Genomic DNA, 14031 nt, shown 5'->3' with positions numbered 1-14031 from the left:
CCACAAGTATTGACGGTCCGCAAAGCCTGGTGTCAGCAGCCAGGCTTTGCCCATGACAACTCCGCAACGGAGCGACCCATGAAAGATTTGGTGAAAGTTCTCAAATCGCAGGCGCAGTCCGAAGAATTCGACGCCATCAAGATTACCCTGGCGTCTCCGGACATGATTCGCTCGTGGTCTTTTGGTGAAGTGAAGAAGCCTGAAACCATCAACTACCGGACATTCAAGCCGGAACGTGATGGTCTTTTCTGTGCCAAGATCTTTGGCCCGGTGAAGGACTACGAGTGCCTGTGTGGCAAGTACAAGCGGATGAAGCATCGCGGCATCATCTGTGAGAAGTGTGGCGTTGAAGTGACCAAGGCGGCAGTGCGTCGTGAGCGTATGGCTCACATCGAACTGGCCAGCCCGGTCGCGCACATCTGGTTCCTGAAGTCGCTGCCGTCCCGTATCGGCATGCTGCTCGACATGACTCTGCGTGATATCGAGCGTGTGCTGTACTTCGAAAGCTTCGTGGTCATCGATCCGGGCATGACGACCCTCGAGAAGGGTCATCTGCTCAACGATGAGCAGTATTTCGAGGCGCTGGAAGAATTCGGCGATGACTTCGATGCCCGCATGGGTGCCGAGGCCATCAAGGCGCTGCTCGAGGACATCGAGCTGGAAGAAGAGGTCGAGCGCCTGCGTGAAGAGATTCCGCAGACCAACTCCGAGACCAAGATCAAGAAGCTGTCCAAGCGCCTCAAGCTGCTGGAAGCCTTCTACTATTCCGGCAACAAGCCGGGCTGGATGATCATGGAAGTGCTGCCAGTGCTGCCGCCGGACCTGCGTCCGCTGGTACCGCTGGACGGCGGCCGCTTCGCGACCTCGGATCTGAACGATCTGTATCGCCGCGTGATCAACCGCAACAACCGCCTCAAGCGTCTGCTCGACCTCAATGCGCCGGACATCATCGTGCGCAACGAGAAGCGCATGCTTCAGGAATCCGTGGATGCTCTGCTCGACAACGGTCGTCGCGGTCGCGCCATCACCGGTTCCAACAAGCGTCCGCTGAAGTCACTGGCCGACATGATCAAGGGCAAGCAGGGTCGTTTCCGTCAGAACCTGCTGGGCAAGCGTGTCGACTACTCCGGTCGTTCCGTCATCACCGTCGGCCCGACCCTGCGTCTGCACCAGTGTGGTCTGCCGAAGAAGATGGCGCTTGAGCTGTTCAAGCCGTTCATCTACGCCAAGCTGCAGGCCTCCGGTCACGCCAGCACCATCAAGGCCGCCAAGAAGATGGTCGAGCGTGAAGCCCCGGAAGTCTGGGATTTCCTCGCCGACGTCATCCGCGAGCACCCGGTGCTGCTGAACCGTGCCCCGACTCTGCACCGTCTGGGTATCCAGGCGTTCGAGCCGCTGCTGATCGAAGGCAAGGCCATCCAGCTGCACCCGCTGGTCTGCGCGGCGTACAACGCCGACTTCGATGGTGACCAGATGGCCGTCCACGTACCGCTGACGCTGGAAGCCCAGCTGGAAGCGCGTGCGTTGATGATGTCGACCAACAACGTGCTGTCGCCGGCCAACGGCGAGCCGATCATCGTGCCGTCCCAGGACGTCGTGCTGGGTCTGTACTACATGACCCGCGAGAAGATCGGTGCCAAGGGTGAGGGCATGGCCTTCGCGAACCTGGGTGAAGTCGAGCGCGCCTTCGGCACGCACAGCGCTCACCTGCACGCGATGGTCAAGGTCCGTCTGACAGAGACGCTCAAGGATGAAGAATCCGGCGAGCTGTACGAGAAGACGTCCCTGCACGACACCACCATCGGTCGCGCACTGCTGTTCCGCATTCTGCCGAAGGGCATGCCGTTCGAGCTGATCAACCAGGTGATGAAGAAGAAAGCCATCTCCGGTCTGATCAACGAGGCGTACCGTCGCGTCGGTCTGAAGGACACCGTCATCTTCGCTGACCAGCTGATGTACACCGGCTTCCGTCTCGCGACCTGGTCCGGCGCCTCCATCGGCGTCAACGACTTCGTCATTCCGGACGCGAAGAAGGTCATCATCGACGCGGCCGAAGACGAAGTGAAAGAGATCGAAGACCAGTTTTCCTCCGGTCTCGTGACCGCGGGCGAGAAGTACAACAAGGTCATCGATATCTGGGCGCGTGCCAACGACCGTGTCGCCAAGGAGATGATGGCGGGTATCTCGAAAGAGACCGTCGTCAACTGGAAGGGCGAAGTGGTCAACGGCGAAGACGGCAAGCCGATGGAGCAGGAGTCGTTCAACAGCGTCTTCATCATGGCTGACTCCGGTGCTCGTGGTTCCGCGGCCCAGATTCGTCAGCTGGCCGGCATGCGTGGCCTGATGGCCAAGCCGGATGGCTCGATCATCGAGACGCCGATCACCGCCAACTTCCGTGAAGGTCTGAACGTACTCCAGTACTTCATCTCCACCCACGGTGCCCGTAAGGGTCTGGCGGATACGGCACTGAAGACCGCCAACTCCGGTTACCTGACGCGTCGTCTGGTCGATGTTGCCCAGGATCTGGTCATCACCGAAGCGGATTGTGGCACTCAGGAAGGTCTGATCCTGCACCCGGTCATCGAAGGCGGTGACATCATCGTCCCGCTGTCTCAGCGTGTGCTGGGTCGTGTCGTGGCACAGGATGTCGTCGATCCGGTCTCTGATGAGGTCCTGATCGCACGCGGCACCCTGCTGGATGAAGCCTGGTGTGCACAGCTCGATACCATGGGCGTCGATGAGATCATCGTGCGTACCACCATCGGCTGTGAAACCGTGCACGGTGTCTGCTCGGCCTGTTATGGCCGTGATCTGGCGCGTGGCCATCAGGTCAACGTCGGTGAAGCCATCGGTGTCATCGCGGCACAGTCCATCGGTGAGCCGGGTACCCAGCTGACCATGCGTACCTTCCACATCGGTGGTGCCGCCTCGCGTGCTTCTGCCGTGGATAGCGTCCAGGTCAAGCACGGCGGCCACGTGCGTCTGCACAACATCAAGTCGGTCGAGCGCGCGGATGGCAAGCTGATCGTCGTCTCGCGTTCCAGTGCGCTGGCTGTCGCTGACGATCACGGTCGTGAGCGTGAGTTCTACAAGCTGCCGTATGGTGCCGAGCTGTCCGTACGTGACGGTGACAAGGTCGAGTCCGGTCAGTCCGTCGCCAAGTGGGATCCGCACACTCACCCGATCGTCGCCGAAGTGGCGGGTCAGGTGCAGTTCACGGACATGGAAGATGGTCAGACCATCAACCGTACCACCGACGAGATGACAGGCCTGTCCTCCATCGAAGTCATCGAGAGCGCCTCGCGTCCGTCCGCGGCACGTGACAAGCGTCCGATGATCATGCTGGTGGATTCCAGTGGCAAGCACGTGACACTGCCGGGCTCCAACACGCCGGTCCAGTATCTGCTGCCGGGCAATGCCGTGGTATCCGCCGAGAATGGCGCAGCCGTCGGTGTGGGTGACGTCATCGCACGTATCCCGATGGAAGCGTCCGGTAACAAGGACATCACCGGTGGTCTGCCGCGCGTTGCCGACCTGTTCGAAGCACGTCGTCCGAAGGAACCGGCCATCCTGGCCGAGATCTCCGGTACCGTGACCTTCGGCAAGGAAACCAAGGGCAAGCGTCGCCTGACCATCACGCCGGCCGAAGGTGACCCGTTCGAGCTGTTGATCCCGAAATGGCGCCAGATCAGCGTCTTCGAAGGGGAAACGGTCGAGAAGGGTGAGGTCATCTCCGATGGCCCGAGCAATCCGCACGATATCCTGCGTCTGCTCGGCGTCGCGGAAATGACCAAGTACATCACCACCGAAGTCCAGGAGGTCTATCGCCTCCAGGGTGTCGGCATCAACGACAAGCACATCGAAGTCATCGTGCGTCAGATGCTGCGCAAGGTGGAGATCACCGATTCCGGCGATTCCAGCTTCATCACCGGCGACCAGGTGGAATACGCCCGTGTCGTCGAAGAGAACATGCGTCTCGAGGCCGAAGGCAAGTTCCCGGCCAAGTTCGACCGCATCCTGCTCGGTATCACCAAGGCGAGCCTGGCGACAGAATCGTTCATCTCGGCGGCCTCCTTCCAGGAGACCACACGAGTTCTGACCGAAGCCTCTGTCACCGGCAAGCGCGATTATCTCCGTGGTCTGAAGGAGAACGTCGTGGTGGGTCGCCTGATCCCGGCGGGTACTGGCCTGGCTTATCACGATGAGCGTCGCCGCCGTCGTGATGGCCTGCCGCTCGCACCGGCCCCGTCGGCACAGGACGTCGAGCAGGAGCTGGGTGCCCAGCTGACCGCTCTCGACGCGGACGACGACGACCTCTGAGGTCTTGAGCCCCGCCGTCGCTGACGGCGGGGTTGACGCCCTTGTGGCCCAAGCCCTAGAATATGCAGCCTTTAACAGTAGGGCAGGTGCATCCTGTCCGATTGTTGGAAGGCAGTACAACCCATTGGAGCAAGCAAATGGCAACCGTAAACCAGCTCGTGCGCAAGCCGCGCAAGCGTCAGGCGTCCAAGAGTGACGTCCCTGCGCTGCAGGCATGCCCGCAGAAGCGTGGCGTGTGTACTCGCGTATACACCACTACCCCGAAGAAGCCGAACTCCGCACTCCGTAAGGTCTGCCGTGTTCGCCTGACCAACGGCTTCGAAGTCTCTTCCTACATCGGCGGTGAAGGTCACAACCTTCAGGAACACTCTGTTGTTCTGATCCGTGGCGGTCGTGTGAAGGATTTGCCGGGTGTCCGTTACCACACCGTTCGTGGTGCACTGGATACCTCTGGCGTGCAGAACCGTAAGCAGGGCCGTTCCAAGTACGGCGCCAAGCGTCCGAAGGCGTAATTCAAAGTTTAATATCGGTCTGATAAGAGTAAGGTCGGGTGTCGCGTCCATCGCGAGGCATCCCGGGTTTACCTGAAGGACCCTTCTACTGAGGGCTTATCATGCCTAGAAGACGTGTAGCAGCTAAGCGCGAAATCCTGCCGGATCCGAAGTTCGGAAGCGAGCGCCTGGCCAAGTTCATGAACCACCTGATGATCAGCGGCAAGAAGTCTGCAGCCGAGCGCATCGTTTACGGTGCCCTCGACCGTGTTGCCGAACGCTCCAATGATGAGCCGCTGGATCTCTTCGACAAGGCGTTGGAAGCCATCCAGCCGATGGTTGAGGTGAAGTCCCGTCGTGTCGGTGGTGCTACCTACCAGGTGCCGGTCGAAGTTCGTCCGTCCCGTCGCCAGGCACTGGCCATGCGTTGGCTGGTGGACGCTGCGCGCAAGCGCGGCGAAAAGACCATGGTGCAGCGCCTCTCTGGCGAGATCCTGGATGCCGCTGAAGGCAAGGGTTCTGCTGTGAAGAAGCGTGAAGACGTGCACCGCATGGCAGAAGCCAACAAGGCCTTCTCCCACTACCGCTTCTAAACAACGGGGATACTCACCGTGGCACGCAAGACTCCACTTAAGCGTTACCGCAACATCGGTATCTGTGCCCACGTCGACGCCGGTAAGACTACCACTACCGAGCGCGTCCTGTTCTACACCGGCCTGTCCCACAAGGTCGGCGAAGTCCACGATGGTGCTGCCACCATGGACTGGATGGAGCAGGAACAGGAACGTGGCATCACGATCACCTCTGCGGCGACCACCTGCTTCTGGCAGGGCATGAACAAGCAGTTCGACGAGCACCGTATCAACATCATCGATACTCCGGGGCACGTTGACTTCACTGTTGAAGTCGAGCGTTCACTGCGTGTTCTCGATGGCGCGGTCGTGGTGCTGTGTGGTTCTTCCGGTGTCCAGCCGCAGACAGAAACTGTCTGGCGTCAGGCCAACCGTTACGAAGTTCCGCGCATGATCTTCGTCAACAAGATGGACCGCGCTGGCGCGGACTTCTTCATGGTCGTCGAACAGGTGCGCAAGCGCCTGGGCGCGAACGCCGTGCCGATCCAGATCAACTGGGGCGCGGAAGACGAGTTCAAGGGCGTCATCGACCTGATCAAGATGAAGGCGATCGTCTGGGACGAAGACAATCACGGCATGAACTATGAGCTGATCGACATTCCGGCTGAGCTGCAAGACACAGCTGCCGAATGGCGTGAGCACATGCTCGAGTCTGCTGCTGAAGCGTCCGAAGAACTGATGGACAAGTACCTTGAAGAAGGCGACCTGACCGAGGAAGAAGTCAAGGCTGCGCTGCGTCAGCGTACCCTGGCCAACGAAATCTGCCTCGTGACCTGTGGTTCTGCCTTCAAGAACAAGGGTGTCCAGGCGGTTCTGGATGCGGTCATCGAATACATGCCGTCTCCGCTTGAAGTCAAGGCCATCGAAGGTGAGCTTGACGACAAGGACGGTACCATCGAGACCCGCGAAGCTGACGACAAGGCTCCGTTCGCGGCGCTGGCGTTCAAGATCGCGACCGACCCGTTCGTGGGTACCCTGACCTTCATCCGCGTCTACTCGGGCGTGCTGAAGTCTGGCGATGGCGTCTTCAACTCCGTCAAGAGCAAGAAGGAGCGTGTCGGTCGTATCGTCCAGATGCACTCCAACTCTCGTGAGGAGATCAAGGAAGTCTATGCTGGCGATATCGCCGCATGTATCGGTCTGAAAGACGTGACCACCGGGGATACCCTGTGTGATCCGGACAACAAGATCGTGCTTGAGCGCATGGAATTCCCTGAGCCGGTCATCTCCGTCGCCGTCGAGCCGAAGTCCAAGGCCGACCAGGAAAAGATGGGTGTCGCACTGGGCAAGCTGGCCCAGGAAGATCCGTCCTTCCGCGTCGAGACCGACGAAGAGTCTGGTCAGACCATCATCTCCGGTATGGGTGAGCTTCACCTGGACATCCTCGTTGACCGCATGCGTCGCGAGTTCAATGTCGAGGCGAACATCGGCAAGCCGCAGGTGGCTTACCGTGAGACCATCCGCACCAAGGTCGAGCAGGAAGGCAAGTTCGTTCGTCAGTCCGGTGGTCGTGGTCAGTTCGGTCACGTCTGGCTTCGCATTGAGCCTCTGACTGCAGAGGACAAGGGCGACGACGAAGAAATGACCTTCAAGTTCGAGTCCGAGATCGTCGGTGGTGCGGTTCCGAAGGAATACGTGCCGGCCGTCGAGAAGGGTGCCGCTGAGCAGCTCAAGAATGGTGTCATCGCCGGTTATCCGATGATCGACGTCAAGGTCACGCTGTTCGATGGTTCCTACCACGACGTCGACTCCAACGAGACCGCGTTCAAGGTTGCCTCTTCCATGGCGATCAAGGCCGGTGCCCCGAAAGCGGGTGCAGTGCTGCTTGAGCCGCTCATGAAAGTCGAAGTCGTCACGCCTGAAGATTTCATGGGTGACGTCATGGGCGACCTGAACCGTCGTCGTGGCCTCGTTCAGGGCATGGATGATTCTTCCACTGGCAAGATCATCAATGCACTGGTGCCGCTGGGTGAGATGTTCGGTTATGCGACCGACCTGCGCTCACAGACCCAGGGCCGCGCAAGCTACTCCATGGAGTTTGCGAAATACGACGAAGCGCCGAACAGCATCGTCGAAGCCGTCATCAACCAGAAGTAACCGATTAGCTAACGAAAGAGGTTATAGCAGTGGCTAAGGAAAAATTTGAGCGTTCGAAGCCGCACGTCAACGTCGGCACCATTGGTCACGTCGATCACGGCAAGACCACTCTGACTGCGGCACTGACTCGTGTCTCTGCAGAAGTTTTCGGTGGTGACGCGCGTGCGTTTGACTCCATCGATAACGCCCCGGAAGAGCGTGAGCGTGGTATCACCATCTCCACCGCTCACGTGGAATACCAGTCCGAAGTGCGTCACTACGCGCACGTCGACTGCCCGGGTCACGCTGACTACGTCAAGAACATGATCACCGGTGCTGCCCAGATGGACGGCGCTATCCTGGTCTGTTCCGCAGCTGACGGCCCCATGCCGCAGACTCGCGAGCACATCCTGCTGTCCCGTCAGGTCGGCGTTCCGTTCATCGTTGTCTTCCTGAACAAGGCTGACATGGTCGATGACGAAGAACTGCTCGAGCTGGTCGAGATGGAAGTGCGCGAACTCCTGAGCGAGTACGACTTCCCGGGTGACGACACTCCGATCGTCATCGGTTCTGCTCTGATGGCTCTGGAAGGCAAGGACGACAACGGCATGGGTACTACCGCCGTTGCCAACCTGATCAAGGCCCTGGATGCGTACATCCCGGAGCCGGAGCGTGCTATCGACCAGCCGTTCCTGATGCCGATCGAAGACGTCTTCTCCATCTCTGGCCGTGGTACCGTCGTGACTGGCCGCATCGAGCGTGGTCTGGTCAAGACTGGCGAAGAGATCGAGATCATCGGCGTGCGTGACACCACCAAGACTACCGTTACCGGTGTCGAGATGTTCCGCAAGCTGTTGGACGAAGGTCGTGCTGGTGAGAACGTCGGCGCTCTGCTGCGTGGCACCAAGCGTGATGACGTCGAGCGTGGCCAGGTTCTGGCCAAGCCGGGCTCCATCAAGCCGCACACCAAGTTCGAAGCAGAAGTCTACGTTCTGTCCAAGGAAGAAGGCGGTCGTCACACTCCGTTCTTCAAGGGCTATCGTCCGCAGTTCTACTTCCGTACCACTGACATCACTGGTACCTGTGAGCTGCCGGAAGGCGTCGAGATGGTCATGCCGGGCGACAACGTCCAGATGGTCGTGTCTCTGATCGCTCCGATCGCCATGGAAGATGGTCTGCGCTTCGCTATCCGTGAAGGCGGTCGTACCGTCGGCGCTGGCGTCGTGGCCAAGATTGTCGAGTAAGGTTCTCCTTACCTGACACAGAAGGGGGCCCTGTTGGGCCCCCTTTTCTCGCATGTTTGACACCTGATGTCAGTCTGCCTATAATGCGCATCCTTTGAATGCGTGGGTGACGGCCTACGCCGTCGACATCCATTGGAGTTTTGGGCAATGCAAAACCAGAAGATTCGCATCCGGTTGAAAGCATTCGACCACCGTCTGATCGACCAGTCCTCTGCAGAGATCGTTGAAACTGCAAAGCGTACCGGTGCTCAGGTTCGTGGCCCGATCCCGCTGCCGACCCGTCGCGAGCGTTACACCATCCTGGTATCTCCGCACGTCAACAAGGACGCGCGTGACCAGTATGAGATTCGTACCCACAAGCGCGTTCTCGACATCGTCGAGCCGACAGAGAAGACTGTCGACGCGCTGATGAAGCTTGACCTGGCCGCCGGTGTGGACGTCCAGATCAAGGTTGACTGATACCTCACTAGTCACTGCGGCCCAGCGCTCTCAATGATGGAGCAGCAGCCGCCACGCCGGGATGGCGTCATACAATGTGCTAGTGGAATGCTCTGGAAAGGGCAGCCATAGCGGGTGACAGCCCCGTACACTAAAGGAGACTGAACATGTCTATCGGTTTAGTCGGTAAGAAGGCCGGGATGACCCGCGTCTTCACCGAAGCTGGCGCATCCGTGCCGGTTACCGTGATTGAAGTTGAGCCGAACCGCATCGTGACCATCAAGTCCGTCGAGACTGATGGCTACAATGCGATTCAGGTGACAACTGGTTCCCGCAAGGCCAAGCACCTCACCAAGGCAACTGCTGGTCAGTATGCCAAGGCAGGTGTTGAGGCTGGTCGTTCCCTGATGGAGTTCCGCCTGGAAGAAGGTGATGAAGCTCCTGCAGTGGGCGGCGAACTCACCGTATCCCTCTTTGAAGCTGGTCAGAAGATTGACGTGACTGGCACCTCCAAGGGTAAAGGTTTCCAGGGCGCAGTTAAGCGCTGGAACTTCCGCACCCAAGACGCTACCCACGGTAACTCACTGTCGCACCGCGCGCCGGGTTCCATCGGTAACTGTCAGACCCCGGGCCGCGTCTTCAAAGGTAAGAAGATGGCTGGCCAGATGGGCAACGTCCGTTCCACCGTCCAGAGCCTGGAAGTGGTCCGCGTCGACGCTGAGCGCAATCTTCTGTTGGTCAAGGGTGCCGTTCCAGGTGCTCCGGGCGGCGAAGTGATCGTGCGTTCCGCTGTGAAAGCTCGCTGAGGGGAATTAACCGATGAATCTTAATCTTGCAGGTGCAGGCGGCGCAGTAGACGTCTCCGATGCTACCTTTGGTAAGGACTTCAACGAGGCTCTGGTTCACCAGGTCGTCACCGCCTATCTGGCTGGTGCGCGTCAGGGTACCGTGGCTCAGAAGACCCGTTCTGACGTGTCCGGCGGTGGCAAGAAGCCGTGGCGTCAGAAAGGTACTGGCCGCGCTCGTGCCGGTACCATCCGTTCCCCGTTGTGGCGTTCTGGCGGTGTGACCTTTGCAGCGCGTCCGCAGGACCACTCGCACAAGGTCAACCGCAAGATGTATCGCGCTGCCATGCGTTCCATCCTGTCCGAGCTGGTCCGTCAGGATCGCCTGGTCGCGGTCGACGCAATCACTGTCGATGCTCCGAAGACCAAGCTGCTGATCGCCAAGCTCCAGGAACTGGGCCTTGAGAAAGCGCTGATCGTCACAGAAGAGCAGGACGTCAATCTGTACCTGGCTGCGCGCAACATCCCGTATGTTGACGTCGTCAATGTCGCTGGCGCTGACCCGGTCAGCCTCGTCGGTTACGACAAGGTGCTGATGACTGTCGCTGCCCTGCGCAAGTTCGAGGAGAACCTGGGATGAATCAGGAACGCGTATTCAAGGTCCTGCTTGGTCCTCACATGACCGAGAAGGCCGCGGTCGCTGCCGAGAACAACCAGTACGTGTTCAAGGTTGCCAGCGACGCGACAAAGCCCGAAATCAAGAAAGCCGTCGAAGAGCTGTTTGGCAAGAAAGTCGATCGTGTTCAGGTTCTGAACATGAAAGGCAAGACCAAGCGCACCGCTCGCGGTGTTGGTCGTCGCGCTGGTTATCGCAAGGCCTATGTAACTCTGGCCGCCGGCGAGACCATCGAAGACTTCTCTGGCGCCGAGTAAGGCAGGAGTACGGAACATGGCAATTGTTAAGACAAAACCTACCTCCGCCGGTCGCCGCCACCTGGTAAAAGTCGTCAATGACGAACTTTTCAAAGGTCGCGCGTACGCTCCGCTGCTTGAAAAGCAGTCAAAGTCCGGTGGTCGTAACAATAATGGTCGCATCACTACTCGCCACATCGGCGGTGGTCATCGTCACCATTACCGTCTGGTCGACTTCAAGCGCAACAAGGATGGCATTCCGGCCATCGTCGAGCGCCTGGAATACGATCCGAACCGTAGCGCGAACATCGCGCTGGTGAAGTACCTCGACGGCGAACGTCGCTACATCATTGCACCGAAAGGTGTCTCTGCTGGCGACCGTCTCGAGTCCGGTGTCAACGCACCGATCAAGAAAGGCAACGCTCTGCCGCTGCGCAATGTCCCGGTGGGTTCCACCGTTCACTGTGTAGAGCTGAAGCCGGGCAAGGGCGCTCAGATCGCTCGTAGTGCAGGTACCAGTGCCCAGGTCGTGGCACGTGACGGTAACTACACCACGCTGCGTCTGCGCTCTGGCGAGATGCGTAAGGTGCTGTCCGAATGCCGTGCAACACTCGGCGAAGTGGGCAACTCCGAGCACAGCCTCCGTCAACTGGGCAAGGCCGGTGCTAAGCGTTGGAGAGGCGTGCGCCCGACCGTTCGCGGTGTCGCGATGAACCCTGTCGATCACCCGCATGGTGGTGGTGAAGGTCGTACCTCTGGTGGCCGTCACCCGGTCAGCCCGTGGGGCGTCCCGACCAAGGGTCACAAGACTCGCAAGAACAAGCGCACCGATAAGCTTATCGTCCGTCGCCGCAAGGCCAAGTAACAGATATTGAGAGGTAACGGCTGTGCCACGTTCACTGAAGAAAGGTCCATTTATTGACCTTCATCTGCTGAAGAAGGTTGAGACAGCAGTGGAAAAGAACGACCGCAAACCGATCAAGACCTGGTCGCGTCGTTCCATGATCCTGCCGAACATGGTCGGGCTCACCATTGCCGTCCATAACGGTCGCCAGCATGTCCCGGTTCTCGTTTCTGAGGAAATGGTCGGTCACAAGCTCGGCGAGTTTGCTGCCACCCGCACATACCGCGGGCACGCTGCAGATAAAAAAGCCAAACGGTAAGCCAGAGAGGATTTAAGAGATGGAAGTAGCTGCTAAGCTGCGCGGCGCTCGTTTATCCGCCCAGAAGGCCCGTTTGGTGGCTGACCAGGTGCGCGGTAAGCCGGTCGCCGAGGCGCTGAATCTGCTCGCTTTCTCACCGAAGAAGGCCGCGAAGATTGTTCGCAAGGTTCTGCAGTCCGCGATCGCGAATGCGGAAGAAAACAACGGCATGGACATTGACGAGCTTCGCGTCTCGACTATCTGTGTCGACGAGGGCATGACGCTCAAGCGCATCCAGCCACGTGCCAAAGGCCGTGCGGATCGCATCTTGAAGCGCACTTGTCATATCACCGTCAAGGTAGCCGAGAAGTAGGAGACGACCAATGGGTCAGAAAGTTAATCCGACAGGTTTCCGACTGGGTATTGTCAAGGATCATACCTCTGTCTGGTACGCCGAAGGCGCTACCTATGCCGACAAACTGAACAACGATCTGCAGGTGCGTGGATTCCTGGAAGAGCGTCTGAAAAGCGCTTCCGTGAGCCGCATCAGCATCGAGCGTCCGGCAAACAACGCCCGTATTACCATTCACACTGCCCGTCCGGGTATCGTGATCGGTAAGAAAGGTGAAGATGTCGATCGCCTTCGTCGTGAAGTTTCCGAGATGATGGGCGTTCCCGTCCACATCAACATCGAGGAGATTCGCAAGCCGGAACTCGATGCCAAGCTGGTCGCTGCCAATGTGGCAGGTCAGCTCGAGCGTCGTGTCATGTTCCGTCGTGCGATGAAGCGTGCTGTGCAGAACGCAATGCGTCTGGGCGCCAAGGGCATCAAGATTCAGCTCTCCGGTCGTCTCGGCGGTGCCGAAATCGCCCGTACCGAATGGTACCGCGAAGGCCGCGTTCCGCTTCACACCCTGCGTGCTGACATTGATTACTCCACCTTCGAAGCTCACACCACCTACGGCATCATTGGTGTCAAGGTCTGGATCTTCAAAGGCGAGATCCTCGGTGGCATCGAAGAGGTGCGAGCCAAGGCGAAGCAGCCCGCGTCCGCACCCAAGAAGAAAGGCAAGTAAGGGGGTAATCGATGTTACAGCCCAAGCGTATGAAATTCCGCAAGATGCAGAAAGGTCGCAATCGTGGCCTGGCGCATCGCGGAAGCAAGGTAAGCTTTGGTGAGTTTGGCCTGAAAGCCACCGGCCGTGGTCGTATCACCGCTCGTCAGATCGAAGCTGGCCGTCGTGCCATCACTCGTCACGTCAAGCGTGGCGGTAAGATCTGGATCCGCGTCTTCCCAGACAAGCCGATTTCCAACAAGCCGTTGGAAGTTCGTATGGGTAAAGGTAAGGGTTCTGTCGAGTACTGGGTCGCACAGATCCAGCCCGGCAAGGTCCTTTACGAGATCGAAGGTGTATCCGAAGAGCTGGCCCGTGAAGCATTCAGTCTGGCCGCTATGAAGATGCCGATCTCCACCACCTTTGTTAAGCGGACGGTGATGTGATGAAAGCCCAAGAACTCCGTGAAAAGTCAGTCGAGGCGCTCCAGGAGCAGTTGTTCGAACTGCTGCGTGAGCAATTCAATCTGCGCATGCAGAAGGCTACCGGTCAGCTGAGCCAGGTTCACCTGCTCAAGCAGACTCGTCGCCAAATTGCTCAGGTTAAGACTGTGCTCAACCAGAAGTCAGGTGAGTAAAATGGCCGAAGAAACTAAAGCACGCACACTCACCGGCAAGGTGGTGAGTGACAAGATGGAAAAATCCATCGTTGTCATGGTCGAGCGCCGTGAGCGTCACCCGATCTATGGCAAGTACCTGAGACGCTCCACCAAGCTGCACGCCCATGATGAGGCGAATCAGGCTCGGATCGGTGACACCGTCTCTATCGCCGAGACTCGTCCGCTGTCCAAGAAGAAAGCCTGGACCCTGGTCGAGGTGGTTGAACAGGCCAAGGGTTGATCCCGAGGCCAGTTCCCACCAGGCAGTCAGATTAGGT

Annotated in this window: 16 protein-coding genes; all 16 read left to right on the top strand. The window is 58.8% G+C overall.

The genetic code is table 11. From position 1 onward, the window contains the following. Positions 1-78: 78 nt before the first annotated feature. Positions 79-4320 carry a DNA-directed RNA polymerase subunit beta' gene (gene rpoC, locus AC26AR_RS16135; RefSeq protein ID WP_077373345.1) on the top strand — a complete coding sequence of 1414 codons (4242 nt, stop codon included), beginning with the start codon at positions 79-81 and terminating at the stop codon, positions 4318-4320. A gap of 137 nt (positions 4321-4457) precedes the next feature. Next, complete coding sequence (gene rpsL, locus AC26AR_RS16130; protein WP_077373348.1) at positions 4458-4832, top strand: 30S ribosomal protein S12; 375 nt, start codon at positions 4458-4460, stop codon at positions 4830-4832. Positions 4833-4933: 101 nt separating this feature from the next. Beyond that, on the top strand, positions 4934-5404 hold the full coding sequence (gene rpsG, locus AC26AR_RS16125; RefSeq protein ID WP_043334878.1) for a 30S ribosomal protein S7: 471 nt from the start codon (positions 4934-4936) through the stop codon (positions 5402-5404). A gap of 18 nt (positions 5405-5422) precedes the next feature. Beyond that, positions 5423-7540 carry an elongation factor G gene (gene fusA, locus AC26AR_RS16120; RefSeq protein WP_065392571.1) on the top strand — a complete coding sequence of 706 codons (2118 nt, stop codon included), beginning with the start codon at positions 5423-5425 and terminating at the stop codon, positions 7538-7540. A 29-nt stretch (positions 7541-7569) separates the two neighbouring features. Further along, the gene (gene tuf / locus AC26AR_RS16115) at positions 7570-8763 is read left to right on the top strand and encodes an elongation factor Tu (RefSeq protein WP_065392570.1); all 1194 of its coding nucleotides are present in this window, start codon (positions 7570-7572) and stop codon (positions 8761-8763) included. Between the two features lie 147 nt (positions 8764-8910). Continuing rightward, positions 8911-9222: a 30S ribosomal protein S10 gene (gene rpsJ / locus AC26AR_RS16110; protein ID WP_024950650.1), complete on the top strand. Its 312-nt coding sequence runs from the start codon at positions 8911-8913 to the stop codon at positions 9220-9222. 146 nt (positions 9223-9368) lie between these two features. Further along, positions 9369-10007, top strand: coding sequence for a 50S ribosomal protein L3 (gene rplC / locus AC26AR_RS16105; protein WP_065392569.1), 639 nt, complete (start codon positions 9369-9371; stop codon positions 10005-10007). A gap of 13 nt (positions 10008-10020) precedes the next feature. Beyond that, positions 10021-10626, top strand: a complete 606-nt coding sequence (gene rplD, locus AC26AR_RS16100) for a 50S ribosomal protein L4 (protein ID WP_065392568.1) — start codon at positions 10021-10023, stop codon at positions 10624-10626. Continuing rightward, positions 10623-10919 (top strand): 50S ribosomal protein L23, encoded by a 297-nt coding sequence (gene rplW / locus AC26AR_RS16095; protein ID WP_065392567.1) that lies wholly within the window; start codon positions 10623-10625, stop codon positions 10917-10919. Before rplD ends, rplW begins: the two co-directional genes overlap by 4 nt. A gap of 16 nt (positions 10920-10935) precedes the next feature. Beyond that, positions 10936-11763 carry a 50S ribosomal protein L2 gene (rplB, locus tag AC26AR_RS16090; RefSeq protein WP_043334862.1) on the top strand — a complete coding sequence of 276 codons (828 nt, stop codon included), beginning with the start codon at positions 10936-10938 and terminating at the stop codon, positions 11761-11763. A gap of 22 nt (positions 11764-11785) precedes the next feature. Continuing rightward, a complete protein-coding gene (gene rpsS / locus AC26AR_RS16085) occupies positions 11786-12061 on the top strand; it encodes a 30S ribosomal protein S19 (RefSeq protein WP_024950655.1) in 276 nt (91 codons plus the stop codon). Between the two features lie 19 nt (positions 12062-12080). After that, a complete protein-coding gene (gene rplV / locus AC26AR_RS16080; RefSeq protein WP_043334859.1) occupies positions 12081-12413 on the top strand; it encodes a 50S ribosomal protein L22 in 333 nt (110 codons plus the stop codon). A 10-nt stretch (positions 12414-12423) separates the two neighbouring features. Next, entirely contained in the window at positions 12424-13116 is a 693-nt protein-coding gene (gene rpsC / locus AC26AR_RS16075) for a 30S ribosomal protein S3 (RefSeq protein ID WP_043334856.1), read from the top strand. Between the two features lie 11 nt (positions 13117-13127). Next, on the top strand, positions 13128-13541 hold the full coding sequence (gene rplP / locus AC26AR_RS16070) for a 50S ribosomal protein L16 (RefSeq protein WP_043334854.1): 414 nt from the start codon (positions 13128-13130) through the stop codon (positions 13539-13541). Beyond that, positions 13541-13732, top strand: a complete 192-nt coding sequence (gene rpmC / locus AC26AR_RS16065; RefSeq protein WP_024950659.1) for a 50S ribosomal protein L29 — start codon at positions 13541-13543, stop codon at positions 13730-13732. Before rplP ends, rpmC begins: the two co-directional genes overlap by 1 nt. A 1-nt stretch (position 13733) precedes the next feature. Next, a complete protein-coding gene (gene rpsQ, locus AC26AR_RS16060) occupies positions 13734-13994 on the top strand; it encodes a 30S ribosomal protein S17 (RefSeq protein WP_043334852.1) in 261 nt (86 codons plus the stop codon). The last annotated feature ends 37 nt before the right edge of the window (positions 13995-14031 follow it).

The sequence above is a fragment of the Cobetia sp. PS-4MA genome, assembly GCF_057670765.1.
This window is presented reverse-complemented; position numbering and strand designations above follow the sequence as displayed.

What these genes read in the sequence shown, in the direction of transcription:
- rpoC (WP_077373345.1), top strand. Translation starts at nt 79, where the DNA reads ATGAAAGATTTGGTGAAAGTTCTCAAATCGCAGGCGCAGTCCGAAGAA.
- rpsL (WP_077373348.1), top strand. Translation starts at nt 4,458, where the DNA reads ATGGCAACCGTAAACCAGCTCGTGCGCAAGCCGCGCAAGCGTCAGGCG.
- rpsG (WP_043334878.1), top strand. Translation starts at nt 4,934, where the DNA reads ATGCCTAGAAGACGTGTAGCAGCTAAGCGCGAAATCCTGCCGGATCCG.
- rpsJ (WP_024950650.1), top strand. Translation starts at nt 8,911, where the DNA reads ATGCAAAACCAGAAGATTCGCATCCGGTTGAAAGCATTCGACCACCGT.
- rplC (WP_065392569.1), top strand. Translation starts at nt 9,369, where the DNA reads ATGTCTATCGGTTTAGTCGGTAAGAAGGCCGGGATGACCCGCGTCTTC.
- rplD (WP_065392568.1), top strand. Translation starts at nt 10,021, where the DNA reads ATGAATCTTAATCTTGCAGGTGCAGGCGGCGCAGTAGACGTCTCCGAT.
- rplW (WP_065392567.1), top strand. Translation starts at nt 10,623, where the DNA reads ATGAATCAGGAACGCGTATTCAAGGTCCTGCTTGGTCCTCACATGACC.
- rplB (WP_043334862.1), top strand. Translation starts at nt 10,936, where the DNA reads ATGGCAATTGTTAAGACAAAACCTACCTCCGCCGGTCGCCGCCACCTG.
- rplV (WP_043334859.1), top strand. Translation starts at nt 12,081, where the DNA reads ATGGAAGTAGCTGCTAAGCTGCGCGGCGCTCGTTTATCCGCCCAGAAG.
- rpsC (WP_043334856.1), top strand. Translation starts at nt 12,424, where the DNA reads ATGGGTCAGAAAGTTAATCCGACAGGTTTCCGACTGGGTATTGTCAAG.
- rplP (WP_043334854.1), top strand. Translation starts at nt 13,128, where the DNA reads ATGTTACAGCCCAAGCGTATGAAATTCCGCAAGATGCAGAAAGGTCGC.
- rpmC (WP_024950659.1), top strand. Translation starts at nt 13,541, where the DNA reads ATGAAAGCCCAAGAACTCCGTGAAAAGTCAGTCGAGGCGCTCCAGGAG.
- rpsQ (WP_043334852.1), top strand. Translation starts at nt 13,734, where the DNA reads ATGGCCGAAGAAACTAAAGCACGCACACTCACCGGCAAGGTGGTGAGT.